The 19,090-nt window shown below is 62.1% G+C and carries 14 protein-coding genes; 11 read left to right on the plus strand and 3 right to left on the minus strand.

Annotated elements, in window-relative coordinates:
• Positions 1-190: 190 nt before the first annotated feature.
• On the minus strand, positions 191-3,898 hold the full coding sequence (gene metH, locus ACI2KK_RS25275) for a methionine synthase (protein WP_404671101.1): 3,708 nt from the start codon (positions 3,896-3,898) through the stop codon (positions 191-193).
• A gap of 176 nt (positions 3,899-4,074) precedes the next feature.
• Between metH and ACI2KK_RS25280 the strand changes: the two genes are divergently transcribed.
• The 5 genes from ACI2KK_RS25280 (at position 4,075) to ACI2KK_RS25300 (ending at position 9,580) form a co-directional block, all read left to right on the plus strand.
• A complete protein-coding gene (locus ACI2KK_RS25280; protein WP_404671102.1) occupies positions 4,075-6,375 on the plus strand; it encodes a fatty acid cis/trans isomerase in 2,301 nt (766 codons plus the stop codon).
• A 172-nt stretch (positions 6,376-6,547) separates the two neighbouring features.
• Positions 6,548-7,582, plus strand: a complete 1,035-nt coding sequence (locus tag ACI2KK_RS25285) for an acyltransferase (protein WP_217839030.1) — start codon at positions 6,548-6,550, stop codon at positions 7,580-7,582.
• A 57-nt stretch (positions 7,583-7,639) separates the two neighbouring features.
• A complete protein-coding gene (nfuA, locus tag ACI2KK_RS25290) occupies positions 7,640-8,224 on the plus strand; it encodes a Fe-S biogenesis protein NfuA (RefSeq protein ID WP_110996563.1) in 585 nt (194 codons plus the stop codon).
• Positions 8,225-8,503: 279 nt separating this feature from the next.
• Positions 8,504-9,112, plus strand: coding sequence for an SCO family protein (locus tag ACI2KK_RS25295; protein ID WP_217839029.1), 609 nt, complete (start codon positions 8,504-8,506; stop codon positions 9,110-9,112).
• Entirely contained in the window at positions 9,113-9,580 is a 468-nt protein-coding gene (locus ACI2KK_RS25300; RefSeq protein ID WP_404671103.1) for a copper chaperone PCu(A)C, read from the plus strand.
• Positions 9,581-9,743: 163 nt separating this feature from the next.
• Here the strand turns inward: ACI2KK_RS25300 and ACI2KK_RS25305 are convergent, their stop codons facing one another.
• Positions 9,744-10,724, minus strand: coding sequence for an AraC family transcriptional regulator (locus ACI2KK_RS25305; protein ID WP_404671104.1), 981 nt, complete (start codon positions 10,722-10,724; stop codon positions 9,744-9,746).
• A 210-nt stretch (positions 10,725-10,934) separates the two neighbouring features.
• Here ACI2KK_RS25305 and ACI2KK_RS25310 point away from each other — a divergent pair, with 210 nt between their 5' ends.
• Together ACI2KK_RS25310 and ACI2KK_RS25315 are read left to right on the plus strand one after the other, a co-directional pair.
• Positions 10,935-11,723, plus strand: coding sequence for an EAL domain-containing protein (locus ACI2KK_RS25310; RefSeq protein ID WP_404671105.1), 789 nt, complete (start codon positions 10,935-10,937; stop codon positions 11,721-11,723).
• A 476-nt stretch (positions 11,724-12,199) separates the two neighbouring features.
• Positions 12,200-13,147 (plus strand): IS110 family transposase, encoded by a 948-nt coding sequence (locus ACI2KK_RS25315; protein WP_404671106.1) that lies wholly within the window; start codon positions 12,200-12,202, stop codon positions 13,145-13,147.
• 259 nt (positions 13,148-13,406) lie between these two features.
• On the opposite strand, the gene ACI2KK_RS25320 is transcribed toward ACI2KK_RS25315, so the two are convergent.
• Positions 13,407-13,631, minus strand: coding sequence for a hypothetical protein (locus ACI2KK_RS25320; RefSeq protein ID WP_217884723.1), 225 nt, complete (start codon positions 13,629-13,631; stop codon positions 13,407-13,409).
• A gap of 465 nt (positions 13,632-14,096) precedes the next feature.
• On the opposite strand from ACI2KK_RS25320, the gene speD reads away from it, so the two are divergent.
• From speD to ACI2KK_RS25340, 4 genes are read left to right on the plus strand one after another with little or no spacing between them, the layout of a single operon-like run.
• Entirely contained in the window at positions 14,097-14,486 is a 390-nt protein-coding gene (gene speD / locus ACI2KK_RS25325) for an adenosylmethionine decarboxylase (protein ID WP_404671107.1), read from the plus strand.
• Entirely contained in the window at positions 14,458-15,876 is a 1,419-nt protein-coding gene (locus tag ACI2KK_RS25330; RefSeq protein WP_404671108.1) for a coproporphyrinogen-III oxidase family protein, read from the plus strand. The genes speD and ACI2KK_RS25330 overlap by 29 nt, the downstream gene beginning before the upstream one ends.
• 15 nt (positions 15,877-15,891) lie before the next feature.
• The gene (locus ACI2KK_RS25335; protein WP_404671109.1) at positions 15,892-17,109 is read left to right on the plus strand and encodes an MFS transporter; all 1,218 of its coding nucleotides are present in this window, start codon (positions 15,892-15,894) and stop codon (positions 17,107-17,109) included.
• On the plus strand, positions 17,087-19,081 hold the full coding sequence (locus ACI2KK_RS25340; RefSeq protein WP_404671110.1) for an ornithine decarboxylase: 1,995 nt from the start codon (positions 17,087-17,089) through the stop codon (positions 19,079-19,081). Before ACI2KK_RS25335 ends, ACI2KK_RS25340 begins: the two co-directional genes overlap by 23 nt.
• Positions 19,082-19,090: the final 9 nt, after the last annotated feature.

A 19,090-nucleotide genomic window follows, 5' to 3' on the forward strand; every position in this document is an offset into this window, starting at 1 on the left:
GCTTTGGTTACTTTGGCCGCGACCAAAGTAACCCGCCGTAAGGGCGGAAAGGTGACGAAAAGCGCTTATCGTCAATGAATGCGCATACATCTCCACGCGCAGTCACCATAAGCCCCGAGCCCGAGCCCGAGCCCGAGCCCGAGCCCGAGCCCGAGCCCGAGCCCGAGCCCGAGCCCGCAAAGCAAACCAATCAGCTCTCATACCCAAGATTAGGCGCCAACCATCGCTCGCTAACCCCAACCTCCTGCCCCTTGCGCAAGCTGTACTGCTCGATCTGGTCCTTGTCCACCTTGCCCACCGCAAAGTACTGCGCCTGCGGGTGCGCAAAGTACCACCCACTGACCGCCGCCGCCGGGAACATGGCAAAGTGCTCGGTCAAGAACACCCCGCTAGGTCCCGTCTCGCCGATGGCACTGCCATCGAGCAGGCGGAACAGCGTTTCCTTCTCGGTGTGGTCCGGGCAGGCCGGGTAGCCCGGGGCAGGGCGGATACCGCTGTACTGCTCCTTGATCAGCGCCTCGTTGTCCAGGTGCTCGTCCTTGGCATAACCCCAGTGCTCCTTGCGCACCCGCTCGTGCAGCCACTCGGCGCAGGCCTCGGCCAGGCGGTCGGCCAGGGCCTTGACCATGATCGAGCTGTAGTCGTCGCCCTTGTCCTGGTAAGCCTTGGCCACTTCCTCGGCGCCGATACCGGCGGTGGTGATGAAACCACCCACGTAGTCGGTCACGCCGCTGTCCTTGGGCGCCACGAAGTCGGCCAGCGACCAGTTCGGTTTGCCGTCCGGCTTGATGGTCTGTTGGCGCAGGTGGTGCAGGGTGGCCAGGGTGTCACCGCTGCTGGCGTAGACTTCGATGTCGTCATGCTTGACCTGGTTGGCCGGCCAGAAGCCGAACACCGCACGGGCGCTGATCAGCTTCTCGTCGATCAGCTTGTCGAGCATCTCGCGGGCGTCCTTGTACAGCGCCGTGGCTGCCTCGCCGACCACTTCGTCGGTGAGGATGCGCGGGAACTTGCCGGCCAGGTCCCAGGAGATGAAGAACGGCGTCCAGTCGATGTACTCGGCCAGTTCGCGCAGGTCGATGTTGTCCAGCACCTTCACGCCAGTGAAGGAGGGCACTGCCGGCTGGTAACCGGCCCAATCGTACTTGGGCTTGGCGGCGATGGCCTGGCTGTAGCTCAGGCGCTCGGTACGGGCGCTGCGGTTGGCGGTGCGCTCGCGCACCTCGACGTATTCGCTGCGGGTGCGCTCGACAAAGCCTGCTTTGAGCTCCTTGGACAGCAACTGCGTGGCCACACCCACCGCGCGCGAGGCGTCGGTGACGTAGACCACGGCATCGTTGGAGTACTTGGGCTCGATCTTCACCGCCGTGTGGGCCTTGGAGGTGGTGGCGCCACCGATCATCAGCGGCAGGTTGAAGCCCTGGCGCTGCATCTCGCGGGCCACGTGGACCATTTCGTCCAGCGACGGGGTGATCAGGCCGGACAAGCCGATGATGTCGCACTTCTGCTCGCGGGCGGTCTGCAAGATCTTCTCGGCCGGCACCATCACGCCCAGGTCGACGATGTCGTAGCCGTTGCAGCCCAGCACTACGCCGACGATGTTCTTGCCGATGTCGTGCACGTCGCCCTTGACCGTGGCCATGAGGATCTTGCCCTTGGCCTCGGGCTTGTCGCCTTTTTCCAGCTCGATGAACGGGATCAGGTGGGCCACCGCCTGCTTCATCACCCGCGCCGACTTGACCACTTGCGGCAGGAACATCTTGCCGGCACCGAACAGGTCGCCGACCACGTTCATGCCGTTCATCAGCGGGCCTTCGATGACCTCGATCGGGCGCGCGCACTGTTGCCGGCACTCCTCGGTGTCTTCGACGATGAACGCGGTGATGCCCTTGACCAGGGCGTGCTCAAGGCGTTTTTCCACCGGCAGCGAGCGCCACTCTTCGTTCTCGACTTCCTTGGTGGCGCCGCCGCCCTTGTAGTCGTCGGCGATGGCCAGCAGGGCGTCGGTGCCGTGCGGGGTGCGGTTGAGCACTACGTCCTCGACCTTCTCGCGCAGCGCGGCCGGGATCTCGTCGTAGATCTCCAGCTGGCCGGCGTTGACGATACCCATGGTCAGGCCATTGCGGATGGCGTGGTAGAGGAACACCGAGTGGATCGCCTCGCGCACCGGGTTGTTGCCACGGAACGAGAACGACACGTTGGACACGCCGCCCGAGCTCAGGGCGTGGGGCAGGTGGTCGCGGATGAAGGCACAGGCCTCGATGAAGTCGACGGCGTAGTTGTTGTGCTCCTCGATACCGGTGGCCACGGCGAAGATGTTCGGGTCGAAGATGATGTCTTCCGGCGGGAAGCCCACTTCGTTGACCAGAATGTCGTAGCTGCGCTGGCAGATTTCTTTTTTACGCGCGGCGGTGTCGGCCTGGCCGACCTCGTCGAAGGCCATCACCACCACGGCGGCGCCATAGCGCTTGCACAGGCGGGCGTGGTGCTTGAACTGCTCGACGCCCTCTTTCATCGAGATCGAGTTGACGATGCCCTTGCCCTGGATGCACTTGAGGCCCGCCTCGATCACCTCCCACTTGGAGGAGTCGATCATGATCGGCACACGGGAGATGTCCGGCTCGCCGGCGATCAGGTTGAGGAAGCGCACCATGGCCGCCTGGGAGTCGAGCATCCCTTCGTCCATGTTGATGTCGATCACCTGGGCACCGGCCTCGACCTGCTGCAGGGCGACTTCCAGGGCCTCGGTGTAGTTCTCTTCACGGATCAGCCGGGCGAACTTGGCGGAACCTGTGATGTTGGTGCGCTCGCCGACGTTGACGAACAGCGACTGGCGATCGATGGTGAACGGCTCCAGGCCCGACAGGCGGCAGGCCTTGGGGATGTCCGGGATCGCCCGCGGCTGGTACTTGGCCACGGCCTCGGCGATGGCCTGGATGTGGCCCGGGGTGGTACCGCAGCAGCCGCCGATGATGTTGAGAAAGCCGCTGGCGGCGAATTCTTCGACCACCGCAGCCATTTCGGCCGGGGTCTCGTCATACTCGCCGAAGGCGTTGGGCAGGCCGGCGTTGGGGTGGGCGGACACATGGGTGTCGGCCTTGCCGGACAGCTCCTCGAGGTACGGGCGCAGGTCCTTGGCGCCCAAGGCGCAGTTCAGGCCGATGGAGATCGGCTTGGCGTGGCGCACCGAGTTCCAGAACGCCTCGGTGGTTTGCCCGGACAAGGTGCGCCCGGAGGCGTCGGTGATGGTGCCGGAGATCATGATCGGCAGCTCGACCGCGTCTTCCTCGAACACCTGCTGCACGGCGAAGATCGCCGCCTTGGCGTTGAGGGTGTCGAAGATGGTTTCGATCAGCAGCAGGTCGGCGCCGCCCTCGATCAACCCGCGGGTGGCCTCGACGTAGTTTTCCACCAGCTCGTCGAAGGTGACGTTGCGGTAGCCGGGGTCATTGACGTCGGGGGAAATCGAGCAGGTGCGGCTGGTCGGGCCGAGCACGCCGGCGACGAAGCGTGGGCGGTCCGGGGTTTCCAGGGTCTTGGCGTCGGCCACCTGGCGGGCAACCCGCGCGCCCTCGACGTTGAGCTCGTACACCAGCGCTTCCATGCCGTAGTCGGCCTGGGAAATCTGCGTGGCGTTGAAGGTGTTGGTTTCAAGAATATCGGCGCCCGCATCGAGGTAGGCCTTCTCGATGGCGGCGATCACATCGGGGCGGCTGAGCAGCAGCAGGTCGTTGTTGCCCTTCACATCGCTTGGCCAATCGGCAAAGCGCGTGCCACGATAGTCGTGTTCCTCGAGGCGGTAGCTCTGGATCATAGTACCCATGCCGCCGTCGAGGATCAGGATGCGCTCTTTGAGTGCTTTCTGGAGTGCTTTTAAACGAGCGCTGCGGTCGGACATAGGACTACCTGGTCGGGCGAATATCAGAAGGTGCCAAATAATAACAAACCTGCACGGTTTTTCGACGCATCGCCGGTTTGCATGAATTTCCTTCATGTTGGCGGCGCGCGTACTGCACAGCACCCATTACCCGGCCAGGCATCGTGATGGCTTTCAAGAACCAGGACATTCGGCACATGCTGCTTCGCATACTTGCCAGCGCCCTCGCACTGTTGATCAGTGGCGCGGCGCTCGCGCAGGCCCCCCAAGCCAGCCCGGCGGTTTCTTACACCCGGGATATCCAACCGATCTTCACCGAGAAGTGCGTGGCCTGCCACGCCTGCAACGACGCGGCCTGCCAGCTCAACCTGGGCAGCGCCGAAGGCGCCGAGCGCGGTGCTTCCAAGGTGCCGGTGTACCAGGGCGAGCGCAGCCAGGCGGTGCCCACCACGCGGCTGTTCTACGACGCCCGTGACGAAGCGGGCTGGCGCAAGCAGGGCTTCTATTCGGTGCTCGACAAGCAGGGCAGCCAGGCGGCGCTGATGGCGCGCATGCTCGAGCTGGGCCACAGCGCGCCGTTGACGCCCAACGCCAAGTTGCCAGACGAAATCGTGCTGGGCCTGAACCGCAACAACATGTGCCCCTTGCCCCATGAGTTCGACGCCTACGCCGGCGCGCACCCGAAAGAGGGCATGCCGCTGGCGGTCACCGGCCTGACCGACCAGGAATACCAGACCCTGCAGCGCTGGCTGGCAGCCGGGGCGCCGGTTGAGAAGAGCCCGATCAAGCCCAGCGCCAGCGAGGCGCAGCAGATCGCCGAATGGGAAGAGCTGCTCAACCGCCCTGGCTCCACCGAGGCGTTGGTAGCCCGTTGGTTGTACGAGCACCTGTTCCTGGCGCACATCCATTTTGTCGGCGGCGAGCAGGGCCACTTCTTCCAGTGGGTGCGCTCACGCACGCCCAGCGGGCAGCCGGCCGACCTGATCGCCACCCGTCGCCCCAACGACCCGCCCGGTACCGATTTTTACTACCGGTTGATCCCGGTGCAGGGTGTGATCGTGCACAAGACCCACATCACCTACCCGATGGGCCCGCAGAAGCTCAAGCGGGTCAAGCAGCTGTTCTACAGCGGCGACTGGCACGCCAGCGCCTTGCCCGGCTACGGCCCGCGCCACCGCGCCAACCCCTTCGAAACCTTCGAGGCAATCCCGGCGGTGGCCCGCTACCAGTTCATGCTGGATAACGCCGAGTACTTCGTGCGCACCTTCATTCGCGGCCCGGTGTGCCGTGGGCAGATCGCCACCGACGTGATCCGCGACAACTTCTGGGCGCTGTTCCAGGAGCCGGCCCACGACCTCTACATCACCGATGCCCAGTACCGGGGCGAAGCCACGCCGCTGCTGGCCATGCCCGGGCAGATCGACGATGTGGGCAGCGTGCTGAGCCTGTGGCATGCCTACCGCGACAAGCGCAACGAGTACGAGAAGCTGCGCCGCGACGCCTACGCCGAGCAACCCGCTCCCAGCTGGTCGACCCTGTGGGCGGGCAACGACAACGCGCTGCTGAGCATCTTCCGCCACTTTGACAGCGCCTCGGTGACCAAGGGCCTGATCGGTGACGTGCCGCTGACTATGTGGCTGTTCGACTACCCGCTGTTCGAGCGCACCTACTACCAACTGGCAGTGAACTTCGACGTGTTCGGCAACGTGTCGCACCAGTTGCAGACGCGCTTGTACTTCGACCTGATCCGCAACGGCGCCGAGGTCAACTTCCTGCGCCTGATGCCGGCCGGGCAGCGCGGGCACATTCTTAGCGACTGGTACCAGAACAGCGGCAAGGTGAAGATGTGGATGGACTACGAGGACATCGACACCGACACCCCCAGCGCGCTGAAGCTGGACCCGCGCGACCCCAAGCGTGACTTTGGCCTGAAGCTGATACAGCGCACCGGCAGCCTGAATGCAGCCCCCGACCCGATCAACCGCTGCCAGGGTGCGTACTGCTCACGGCCGCAGATGAGCGAGGAGTTCCGCGATGTCGAGCAGTCCCTCAGCCGCCTGGTATCGCGCCCGGCCGCAGGGCTGAAGGTGATCGGCCAGTTGCCCGAGGCGACCATGCTGCGCATCGAGGGCACGGGCGGCCAGCGCCAGGTGTACAGCCTGCTGCGCAACCGCGCCCACAGTAATGTGGCGTTTTTGCTGGGCGAGGCGTACCGCTACCAGCCGGGGCTGGACACCCTGACCCTGTACCCGGGCGTGCTCAGCAGCTACCCCAACTTCATCTTCAACATCCCGGCGGCCGATGTGCCGGAGTTCGTCGAGGACATGGAGGCGGCTCGGGACGATGCCGGCAAGTTCGAGCGCATTGTCATGCGCTGGGGTGTGCGCCGCAGCCACCCTGAGTTCTGGCGCTATTTCCATGACCTGAACCGGTACATTCAGGAGACCGATCCGGTGGAGGCCGGGGTGCTGGACATGAACCGCTACGAGAACCTCTGATCGGTTGGACTGATCTTTGCCGGCGAGCTGCGGTCGGAATCGGTGAATGGGCCTTTGGGGCTGCTTTGCAGCCCATCGCGGGCAAGCCCGCTCCTACAGGGATCGCGGTACCTGCGAACGAGTGCGAAGCGCTCGCCTGGGCCTCAATGCACCGGCAATCGCAGGGTATTTCATGCTGTATTCGCTCCAGGCTCTTCGGGCATTCGCCGCCTGGGTGGTGGTCTGCCACCACTTCATGCAGATCTTCTTCGACTTCAAAGCCAGCGGCCCCATCGGCCAACTGCTCGCCGACCGCGGTGCGGTAGGGGTGGACATCTTCTTCGTGATCAGCGGGATGGTGATTTACCTGTCCACCCGCGACAAGGCCATTGCCCCCGGCGCCTTCCTGCTCAACCGGGCATTGCGCATCGTCCCTGCCTACTGGTTCTACACCTTGCTGATGGCGGTGCTGATGCTGATCGCCAGCCGCTGGATGCCGCACCAGGTGTTCGAATGGCAGCACCTGCTGTTGTCGCTGTTGTTCATTCCGGCGGAAAACCCCGGCGGCTACGGGCTGTACCCAACGCTTAACGTGGGCTGGACGCTGAACTTCGAGATGTTCTTCTACCTGTTGTTCGGCCTGGCCTTCCTGGTGCGCCAGCGCCACCACCTGCTGCTGGTGACGGCGGCGTTGCTGCTGGTGAGCGAAGTGCTGGGGCGCCTGGGCGTGCTCAGCCGCTTCTACAACAACGACATCGTCTATGAGTTTTTGCTGGGTATTGGCCTGGGCGTGCTGTACCGCCGCGGGCTGATCCGCGAGGGGCTGTGGTTGCCGCTGGGCCTGCTGGGGCTGGCGGGCTTTGCCCTGTACCACCTGGACGCCTCGCTGCGCCTGCTGCACTGGGGCCTGCCCAGCGCGCTGGTGGTGCTGGCGTTCGTCGCCCTGGAGCCGTACTTCAAGGGCAACCGCGTGCTCAAGGCGCTGGGCGATTGCTCGTATTCGGTGTACCTGGTGCACGTGCTGGTGCTGTACGGCGGGTTGTTCGTCAGCGAGCGCCTGCGCCTGAACCCCTACCTGGTGTTCGCCCTGTGCGTGCCGTCAATCGGACTAATGTCGTGGCTCAGCTACCACTGGCTGGAGCGTGGCCTGTACTGGCGGCTCAAGGCGGTTTTCGCGGCCCGCGCGCCCGGCGAACCCGCGCTGGCGCTATCCCGAGTCAAATACTAGGACTTTGTTCGTGGCACGGGTTGGCGTACACTGCCGGCAAGTCTGTGAGGAACTTCCATGAGCGCTATAACCATTACCGACGCCGCCCATGATTACCTGGCCGATCTGCTCTCCAAGCAGAACACGCCTGGCATCGGCATCCGTATTTTCATCACCCAGCCGGGCACCCAGTACGCCGAGACCTGCATCGCCTACTGCAAGCCCGGCGAAGAGAAACCCGACGACGAGCCGGTGGGCCTGAAGAGCTTCACCGCCTACCTGGACGCCGTCAGCGTGCCGTTCCTCGAGGACGCACTGGTTGACTACGCCACCGACCGTATGGGCGGCCAGTTGACCATCAAGGCACCCAACGCGAAGGTGCCGATGGTCAACGAAGACAGCCCGATCAACGAGCGGATCAACTACTACCTGCAGACCGAGATCAACCCCGGCCTTGCCAGCCACGGCGGCGCCGTGAGCCTGGTGGACGTGGTCGATGACGGTATCGCGGTGCTGCAGTTCGGTGGCGGCTGCCAGGGCTGCGGCCAGGCAGACGTTACGCTGAAGGAAGGCATCGAGCGCACCCTGCTCGAGCGCATTCCCGAGCTCAAGGGCGTGCGTGACGTGACTGACCACAGCCAGAAAGAGAACGCCTACTACTAAGTACGGTGTTTCTCCAATCGCGGGGCAAGCAATCTCCCACGCCGTGATGTGGGAGCGGGCTTGCCCCGCGATGCTTTTGGACGATGCCTGCATTGATCCCTAGCAACAAACTGTTACGGATTCAACCCCTGCGACAACCGGTCGCGCCCCGTATTCAAAGGGTTGCAGCCCGATCCGACCTCAGTCGGGTAGCTGGTACCGGGGTGTCATGCCAGAATGCGCGCGTTTTCTGGCCGGCCCACCCCAAGGGCCGGCACCTTCCCTGTAAAGGATGGTTCCATGACTGATCTGTTGACCCGGCGCGCGGTAGTCGCCGGGATGGGCGTTCTGGGGCTGGGCCTGCTGGCCGGTTGCAACCCGGCGCGTGGCCTGGACTTCAAGTACGGCAAGAACATGAGCAACGAGATCCTCGGGCGCAAGTTCAAGCTCAAGGACACCCAAGGCAATGAACGCAGCCTGTCGAGCTTCTACGGCAGCATGCCGATGATCTTCTTCGGCTTCACCCAATGCCCGGCGGTGTGCCCGACCACCCTGGCGCGTGCGGCGCAGATCCGCGGCATGCTCAGGGGCCGCGACCGCGACCTGTTCCAGGTGGTGTTCATCACCCTGGACCCGGAGCGCGACACCCCTGAAGTGCTGGATGCCTACGTCAAGGCCTTCGACCCAAGCTTCGTCGCGCTGACCGGTACCCCGGAAGAAATCGCCGAGGTGGCCCGCGAGTTCAAGGTGTTCTACGAAAAGGTTCCGGCCGGCGACACCTACACCATCTCGCACTCGTCCACCAGCTACGTCTACGATACCCGTGGCACCCTGCGCCTGAGCCTGGGCCATTCCCTGAACGCCAAGGAATGCACCGAGGACCTGCTCACCCTGATGGAGATCTGCTGAATGTCGATGCAACCGATCAAACGCACCCTGGCCGCCCTGGGCCTGCTCGGCCTGGCCCTGCCAGCCTTCGCCCAGACCGTCGTGAGTGACGCCTGGGTGCGTGCCAGCGTGCCGCACCAGCAGTCCACCGGCGCCTTCATGACCATTACCTCCAGCAGCGACAGCAAGCTGGTGGGCGTAGCTTCGCCGGTGGCCAAGACCGTGCAGGTACACGAGATGACCATGAATGGCGACGTGATGGGCATGCGTGAGGTGAAGGCCGTCGAACTGCCGGCCGGCAAGCCGGTCAAGCTCGACCCGAACGGCTACCACGTGATGCTGATGGGCCTGCACCAGCAGGTGAAGGAAGGCGAGCAGGTGCCGCTGAGCCTGACCATCGAAGACGCCAAGGGCGGCAAAGAAACCCTTGAAGTGCAGGCTCAGGTCCGACCGCTGACCGAAGCAGTTGGCCACGATCACGCCCACTGATACACCTCTGCAGGAGCCGGCTTGCCGGCGATAGGGCCGTTTCCAATGGGGCTGCTGTGCAGCTCTTCGCGGGCAAGCCCGCTCCCACAGGTACAGCGCCAGCTTGAGGCTTTGCGCGGTCCTGTAGGAGCGGGCTTGCCCGCGAAGGGCCGCACAGCGGCCCCTACAACCGCGGCAACCTGCGGTACTCCCCCGGCGGCATTCCGAACCAGCGCAAACACGCCTTGTGAAAGCTGCTGGGGTCGCGAAAGCCCAGCGTGGCGCCGATGTACTTGATGCTGCGCACCGAATCGCACAGCAAGCTGTGGGCCTGGGTCAGCCGGGCTTCATCCAGCAGCGCACTGAAACTCACCCCCTCACGCTCCAGCGCGTTCTGCAGGCTGCGCCGGCTCAGGCGCAGATGCCCGGCCAGGTTTTCCAGGGCAATGGGCTGGCCCATGGTCAGCAACTCGGTGAGGGCGCGCCGTACCCGTGCAGCCGCCGAGCCTTCGATCCGTTCTTCCAGCCGGGCCGCGGCGTACTCGCCGTGCAGGCGGTCGAGGGTGGGGGAGGCGGTGGGCAGCGGCAGGCGGCACACCTCTGCCGACAAGCGCACGCTGTTGTAAGGCCTGCCAAACACCAACCGCTCACCGAACAGGCCGCGCAGTGCCGTGGTGTCCTGTGGCTGCGGATAGGCCAGCTCGACCTCCAGCGGCATGAACTGGCAGGCTGGGGTCAGCCAGCGCAACAGCCCCAGGGTCATGGCGGCGCCGGCATCGATGAACGAGCGTGGCGCGGGCGGCCCCACTTCGAAGCCGATCAGGCGCATGTCACCCTCGTGCTGCTCCAGGCGCAGGATCGAGCCATTGGTGGTGAGCGGGTGAAAGGCTGCCAAACGCTGCAAGGCGTCACCCAAGGTGGCGCAGGACATGACCGCGTAGCCCAGCTGGCCGAGCATTGCCGGGTGCGCATGGGCGTGCACCCGTACACCGATATCCACATCGCCCGTGCGTTCAACCACCCCCTCCAGCCAGTCGTACACCCGCACCAGGCGGATATGCCGGCCGCTCTCGGCCAGGATCGGGTCATGCGGGTCGACCTGCGCGCCAGCCCGAATCAGGGCCTGGGCGAGGGCGGTGAAATAGCTGCGGGAAACGGTATGCATGACGCTGTCCTGAAACGCGGGAGGGCGATGAAGTGTGAGTGCCGGTTCAGACGCCGGCCTGGCGCAGAGGGTCAGGCGCCTGGGCGAGGGGACAACCGAAGGGGGCCTGGGAACACTGTTCGCAGCCCTGCACGGGTGGGACCATGCGCGCCGCCATGGAGGGCGTGTTCGCCGGCAGGACGCTGGCTGATCGTTGGAGCGAACCGATTGATGAACGACCCCCTGGAGGCAGGCCCCGCACAAGACCGGGAAGACCTGCGCCATGCCCGCCTGGTATACCGACAACTTGCCCAGCGCCACTTCCTGCTGGCCTTCCAGCCTGTCATCGACGGGCATCAACCAAGCCGCGTGCTGTACCACGAAAGCCTGCTGCGCCACGATGGGCCGGACCTGGGGTTCAACCCCATCGCCGCACTGGAGCGGCGCAATGCCATGGGCCTGCTGGACCGCAGCGTGCTGACGAGTGTCATCACCACCCTTGAGCAGCACCCGCACCTGCACTTGGGTTGCAACCTGTCGGCACAAAGTGCCAGCGACGGCCCCGCCTGGCAGCCGCTGTGGGCGCGCTTGCGCCAGCGCCCGGAGCTGGCCGCGCGGCTGGTGCTGGAAATCACCGAGAGCGCAGCACCGGCGGACCCGGCGCGGACGCTGGCTTTCATCGCCCAGGCCCAGGCACTGGGTTGCCGCCTGGCGATCGATGACTTTGGCGCAGGCTTTGCCAGCCTGGCGTTCGTGCGCCAGGCGCGCCCGGACATTCTCAAGGTGGATCGTGGCTACCTGCACAGGGCGCGTGAATCGCGGTCCGAGGGCCAGGTGTTCCATCATCTGGTCAGGCTGTGTCAGGGATTGGCTCCGCAGGTGGTGGTGGAGGGGGTCGAGGACGAGCAGGACCACGAGCGCGCCTTGGCGAGCGGTGCTGTGTGGATGCAGGGTTTCTACTTTGCCCGCCCGTCGTTGCAATCACCTGTTGCAGGCTGCCGTGTGTTGCTTGAGGGCTGATGGCGGGGGGATACAAAATGATGGCGCAATGCCATTATCAGATGAATTGCGTTTTGTAACAATGGCTGTAATGGTGCCGAAGGCAATGCACGGTAAACGTGGCAGGGCGGCCAGGTGTTCGCCGGCAGCCTTGCTGCAGCCATGAGAGCCTGCTCAGCCCCGTGGCTGAGCTGTCGTGCAGAGAACTAATTTTTTTTGCGGACGCTCACGTCCCCTGTGGGAGCAACTGTCTTGTGCTGCCTGTACCGGCCTCATCGCCGGCAAGCCGGCTTGTATGGTAGGACTTGAAGGGAGGAGGAGGGACAAAGTCGGCTTCTGACTGTTAGCAGCAGTACAGACCGTAGGAGATTTCACCCCTCCTCCTTTCACCCAAGCGCCGATAAAGAATGCTTCTGGCTCGCAACCGACGATAGAAACAAGCCTGCGCCTCTGGGTGGCCCTTCAAGTCCTGAAACCTTATACGGGGAGGAAGCCCAATGGCAATGCCAGTTACTGTCTCGCTACCGATCATCGGCGTGGATGTCGCCAAGGATGAGCTGGTGATCTATCACGCTGATTCCGATCAGCTGGAGACCATCCCCAACAACAAAACAGCCATCAAGAAATGGCTCAGAGCGTTGCCGGGAAAAGTAGCTGTCGCCATCGAAGCCACGAATATCTATCACTTGGTGTTTGCAGACCTCGCCTACGAGTTCGACTGCATCATCTACATGGTGGGTGGCTACGAACTTAGCCACTACCGCAAGGGCGTCAAAATCCGAGCCAAGACCGACGCGCTAGATGCCAAGTTGCTCGCTCGATACCTCAAGAACGAGGGCCAAGAGTTACGCCCCTGGAGTCCTCCAAGCGGTCTCTACCGCCGTCTTATCAGCCTTTTTCGCCGCCGTGCTGCTGTGGTTCAAGCCCGAGTGAGTTTGAAGCAGAGCTGGGCTAACGAGCCGCTGCTCAAGTCAGCAATAACCAAGCATCTGAAGGCCATGGCGCGATTGGAAGCACTTGTCGAAAAGACCATTTGTGACCAGTTACAAGCAGCCGGGCTAAAAGATCAGCTGAAGCGATGCATGCAGGTGGAGGGCATCGGACTGTTGACTGGCGCTCGCCTGATTACTGCTTTTCAACGAGGGGACTTCCGAAACTCGGATGCCTTCATCGCGTTTCTGGGTTTGGATCTTTGGGTATCGAAATCAGGCCAGAAAGATAACCGCCGCAGTTTGTCCAAACGAGGGGACCCCGAAGCACGACGTTTACTGCACAACGCAGCGATGTCTGCTCGCCGTACCGCAATCTGGAAGGATGTCTACGAGGGCTACATAGACAAAGGGCTACGTACTACCCAGGTGCTGGTCATAATCGCTCGTAAGCTTGCCCGCGTAGTATTCGCCCTGCTGAAGGGGCAGGACGAATATCAACCCAAAGTCAGCTAATGGGCTTCCCTGAAACCATAGAATCTCCTACAGGTACGGCACTGGCCTGAAGCCTATGCAGTCCCTGTGGGAGCGGCTTTAGCCGCGAAGCAGGCGCCGCGCTTGATGGCACCGGCTTCGCCGGTGTTCGCGGCTAAAGCCGCTCCCACAGAATCTTCGTTAAATCAACGAAGGTGATCTGTTCCATAGGAGCGTTGGCTACGCGCACTGCGCACGATGTTAAAGGCGCTGCAAGGTACTCTGGGTGCAGATGCCAGTTTCAGCGAAACCGCGGCAGTGGCCGGTCGATGGTCAGCGAGGTGAGGGTCCTGCGCACCTTGGCTTCATCCGCTTCCAGCGCCTTGAGGCTTTCGCGGATCTTGCCGGCGGCGGGTATGTCGCCCTGACGGTCGATCCAGTCGGCGATCTCCTTGCAGGCGCTGCCCAGGCAGGCCTGGCGCTGGTTCATCAGCGACAGGAGGGTGGTGATTTCTCGTTCGGACATGATGGGGTCCTCCGTTCGACCACATCAGTGTAGCAGTGCCTGGCAAGGGCCATTGGCCACGGTTGCGCGTTTTTTTATAAAACAGCTAATCCATTCATTTGGGTGCAAAAAATAATTGTAAATACTCGAAAAATTTAAATTTATTTAGAAAGTTTCTATGGTGGTGGAGCTCCTTGAGTTAAAGTATTTGTGAAGTTGTTGCTAGGTTTGTATTTATTCAGGGAAATACTTGTTTACAGTTCGTGCGTTGGCTCACTTTGTGAGGTTGACTAGGATTCGTTCGTCCCGGAAAGAAAGGGGCTACAACTTAAAGTCAATAAGGGGATTTACTATGAGGTCTGCAATTGAGCTGTTTAAAACCGACGTTACCGGTATCAACACACAGGGCGTCTGCATGTGGTGATGCCTGGGGGTAGCCAGTAAGGCTACCCCTTTTCTTTTCTCCTGGAAGAGGGAGCCTTGCCCATGGATGATCGGGGATATCACACGATTTGGGACATTACCGGTGCCAGTGCCCAGTTGCTACGCAACGACAATGCTTTGCACCGTTTCTTTTTGACGACCTTGCGCGGCGCAGGCTTCACTGTGATCAGCGATATGGTGCATAAATTTTCGGCTGGCGGCGAAGGTGTGACAGGATTGTTTCTGCTGTCTGAGTCGCATCTTTCTTATCATACCTACCCGGAAAGCGGCTATATAAGCATCGATGTCTATACGTGCGGAAAACATAATAGCTCGATAAACGATGGTATTGCTGCGTTCTTTGGTGATGATGTCGAAATCAATCGCCGGACTCTGTTGCGCGGCAGCGCCCTGAACACCATGCGTGGGGTGGAATATGCAGCTTGTCAATAAGGGTGTCGTCAAGTTTGACTATCAATTCCCGCTCTATAACTTCTTCTTTCCGTCGCAGTCGTTCAATACCTTCGTACCCAATGAAACGGAGCTTTCGCAGATTCTCGCTGGCGCCAATGCCCAGGCGCGCTCGCGGGCCTTGTACTTCCATGTGCCGTTCTGTGAAGCCATCTGTACGTTCTGCCCGTTCACGCGTGGCTTGTACAAGGACGAACAGGACATCGACCGCTATACCCAGGCGCTGATCGGTGAGATCGAGTACAAGGCACGCCTGGTGGACCTCAAGGCCGTGCCCGTGCGCGCGGTGTTCTTCGGTGGGGGGACCCCCTCGTTGTTGTCGGCGCAAAACATCCGTGACATCGGCAAAACGCTGCACCGGTACTTCGATATGGCCACGGTCGAGGAGTTTTCTTTCGAGTTCAACATCACCAGCGTCACCGAGGACCGGGTCAAGGCGCTGGCCGAAATCGGCGTGACGCACGCGCGTTTCGGCCTGCAGACTGTCGATCCGCAATGGCGTGAACTGTTCAACCTCGACCCCGACATCGGTAGGATCGAGCGGGCTGCCGCGTTGTTGCGCGAGCATTTCGACCATGTGCTGTGCGACATCATGTACGGCATGAACGGTAGCAGTGAACGGCAAACGCTGGCCGATATCGACAAAGCCGTTGAACTGGGGCTGAGCAACATCGATATCTACCCGATCAACAATGCCGCCACCTCGGTCAAGTTGCACAAGCAGATCAGGGCGCGTTTTGCAGAGGTCATGCCGGCCATGCGCAAACTGAATATGAAATTCATGATCAATGCGCACCTGCGCCAGCAGGGTTACGTGCCTTACAACGGTCATGGCTATGTGCGCCGGCACGGGGCATCGGCGGCCTTGATTACCGACGACTATTCGTTCATCTACCATGAGCATGTCTATGGCTACGCCGACCATGACCTGCTGGGCTTTGGCGTCGGGGCGATTTCGTCGGTGGCCGGCCATGTGATCACCAATACGCCATTACGCGAGAAGTACATCAAGACGATGGGCGCCGGCCAGTGCCTGTGTCAGGTGAGCCAGCACGACCCGGTGTTAGATGCGGTCAAGCCGCTGGTGTTGCGCTTGGCCTACCACGGCAGTGTCGACAAGCGTCTGATCGACATGCAAAGCATGCCCAAGGGCCTGATGGCGCGGGTTCAGGCACTGATCGACGCTGACCTTGTGATAGAGCAGGGGCACCACTACCGGCTAACCCGGCTCGGCTGGCTGTGGTACAGCAACATCATGTTTTACCTGATACCCGAAAGTGAGCAGAACATCCTGAGGCAACTGGTCTTCGAACGGCTCGACACGCCGGGGCGGGACATCACCGAGGATGAACTGATCTATGCGGCCGGCTGAGGGTGACGGGCAGACATGCAAGCATTGACCATCAACCGCAGTACCCGGGCGCTTTCAGTGGGCTACAGCTTTTCCAAGTGCGGCGAGTTCGCTTTCGAAACGGCATTTGCGGTGGCCATCGTGTCGATGACCGAGGCCAACCTGCTGCTGATCGGGCTGGTGTACTTTTTGCGCTATCTGCCCAGCGCGGTGTTTTCCCCGATCGGTGGCTGGCTGGCGGACAACTGCCAGAAACGCCGTACGCTGTTGGCGGTCGAGTTAGGCAAGGGGCTGCTGGCGCTGGCGTTCTTCGCTCTGTTTGGCATGGCAACCCCGGCGCTGTGGCAGGTAACTCTGCTGGCCATGCTGATGACCGCACTGGATTGCCTTTACGTGCCGACATTTCGGGCGTACTTCCCAGGCATCGTGACACAGGAACAGCTGCCGTCGGTAAACAGTGGCGTGCAGGTGCTTGAGGACCTTGCATCGATACTCGGCCCGCTGGTGTTCTCGGCGTTCGCGCTGTCCCTGGGGGGCAACCTGACCTTCCTGTTTTTTTCCGCATGCCTGGTGTTGTCAGCGGCCAGCGTCAGTCTGCTGCCTGCGTTGGGGGCTGGTGCTTCGACGGCATTCGACGGGCGAGCAGTGATCCGCGATGCGGCTAGCAGCGTGAGGCAGTTGCGGGTGAGCAACGCACCACTGTTCGCGGTGATCTGTTGCACCACGCTGTGCGCGATGTTCGCAACTTCGGTGATTCGCTTCATCCTGCCGGCATCGGTGCTCGAGCACTTCGGTTCGGAGGCGGCGGTGGGCTACGTGTTCTCGCTCCTGGCCTGCGGGACTGTACTTGGTGGGCTGTTGTACACCCGCTTCAACCCGCGAACCAGCGCACGCCTGGTGTTGCGCTATTGGGCGCTGTACGGCGCGCTGTTCCTCGCCGCCGCGGTGGTGCTGCAGTTCAGTAACCCGGCTTTTCTGGTGCTGTTGTTCGTGGTCGGCTTCGTCGGCGCCTTCGTTGATATTGCCATCGTCACCAACATCCAATGCCTATCCGATGAGCGACAGGTCGGCAGGAACTTTTCCCTCTACTACTTCACGGCGGTCATCGGCGATGCGGTTTCTGGCCTGATCGCCAGCATGGTATTCGTGCTGGCCGGGCCCGCAACTTTCATCTGGATGACATTGCTGCTGTTTATCGCGCCTTTGCGCTGGAACATCAAAGGAAATACGGATGATGCCGACGATCGTGCTTAGTGCCGACCTGGCCAAGGATGACTGGGATGGTGTGGAAACGCTTGAATTCAGCTCTCTCGACAATTTCGCGCAGGCCTCGGCCTTGCTGCTGGCTCCAGATGACGCACAAGACCCGAGTGTGCAACTGGCAGTTGCGCGTTGGGGGCTGCCACTGTTCATAAGCGGCAAGAACACCCCAAGCAAGGCTGCGGTGATTGCCGCTGCAGTGGCTTATGAGCGCCGTGTTCTGCCGCCTTTTACCCGCGCTGTCAGCGCCTTCGTGGCACAGCAGCGGCCGACTTATGCCTGCCCGGGGCACCAAGGGGGAGGGTGCCTTGAGCGACACCCGGCAGGCTGGCGCTTTCGGCAGTTGTTGGGACCGGGAGTTTTTAAGGTGGACGTGCCCCATGCCGCGCCGGAACTGGGGGATGTACTCAGTCATGAGGGCCCTGTGCGCGAAGCCGAGCAACTGGCAGCCAAGGTGTTCGGTGCGGATGACACCTGGTTCGTGCTCAATGGCACCTCAACCGCCAACAAGGTCGTCGCCAGTGCCTTGCTGGCGGCCGGTGACCTGGTGCTGATGGATCGTAACAACCACAAGTCGGTGTTTCTGGGCGCGTTGGTACAGTGCGGTGCGCTTGCGGTGTACCTCGAGAGCGTACGTGACGGGCGCGGTATCCTGGGAGGCTATCGATCGGGTGCGCTCGATGAGGGGCGTCTGCGCGAGAGGGCCGCACGGCTTTGCCCGCAGCGGGCCAGGCAACCCAGACCGTTTCGTCTGGCGGTGGTGCAACAGGCTACCTGCGATGGTGTGCTGGTGGATGCGTCGGCATTGCTGGCGCGTATAGGGCACCTGTGCGATTACGTTCTGTTCGACGGTGCCTGGGCTGGGTATGAGCCTTTCGTGCCGGCATTGGCGTCCCTGTCGCCTCTGGCTGCGCCATTGACCGCGGAGTCCCCCGGGGTTTTGGTGACCCAATCGGTACATAAGCAGATGTCGGGGCTATCGCAGACTTCGCAAATTCACAAGAAAGACCGGCATATCCAGCAGCAAGCCCGGCATTGCTCAACAGCCGTGTTCAATGGCGCGTTCATGCAGCATGCCTCGACCAGTCCTTCTTATGCACTGTTCATGTCGCTGGAGATAAACGCCGCGATGCTAGCCGAAGGCGAAGGGCAACGGCATTGGCAACACGCCACTGATGCGGCCAGGCTGTTGGATGACGAGGTTCGTCGCCAGTGCCGGTTCATTTCGCCACTGAACGCGCCAATGCAGCAGGAGAGTGCCACGCCCTATCAGCCACAAGGTGGGCCGGGTATCGAGGCTGGTTTGCATTATGGCGACCCGTGCAAAGCCGTCTTCATGACCCGCGGCGAACTGGCGATTCCGGCCTGTATCGTTACGACCTTCTTGCGTGACCGTGGCTTCACCCCGGAAAAGACCGATTTTTACAATTTCACGCTGCTGCTGACGCCATCCAGTGACCTGGCCGGCCTACGCCGCTTGGTCGCTTGCCTGGGAGATTTCGAGCGCCTTTTGCTGGAGCAGGCGCCGGTGCTGGGGGCATTACCGTCACTACGCGCCGAGCCAGGTGCCTATGCGGGTATGACGCTGATCGAGCTGTGCGAGCAGCTCAATGCACTGTATGTCGAACATCAGGTTGATCAGCGCCAGAGCGATATTTTTAGTGCGATCAACCTGGCGATCAGTGACCGTTCTCCCCATGCAGCCAACCAACAGTTCGTACGCGGTCAGGCCTGGCTTGCACCAGTGGAGCAAGCCTTGGACAAGGTCGCCGCCGAAGGCGTGATCCCCTATCCGCCGGGGGTCATGTGCATCACCCCCGGCGAGCGCTGGTCGGCTGCGCTGGTTGGCTATGTGCGGGCCATCGAGGCCATTACCAGGCTGCATCCGGCGTTTGCGCCGCATGTACAGGGAGTGCATGAGCTGCCCGGCGCCCCAGGGGTGTTCGGTGTGTACCTGCTTGATTGACCGGGGAAC

It is taken from the genome of Pseudomonas sp. NPDC089406 (genome assembly GCF_044900265.1).
GTDB lineage: Bacteria > Pseudomonadota > Gammaproteobacteria > Pseudomonadales > Pseudomonadaceae > Aquipseudomonas > Aquipseudomonas fakonensis.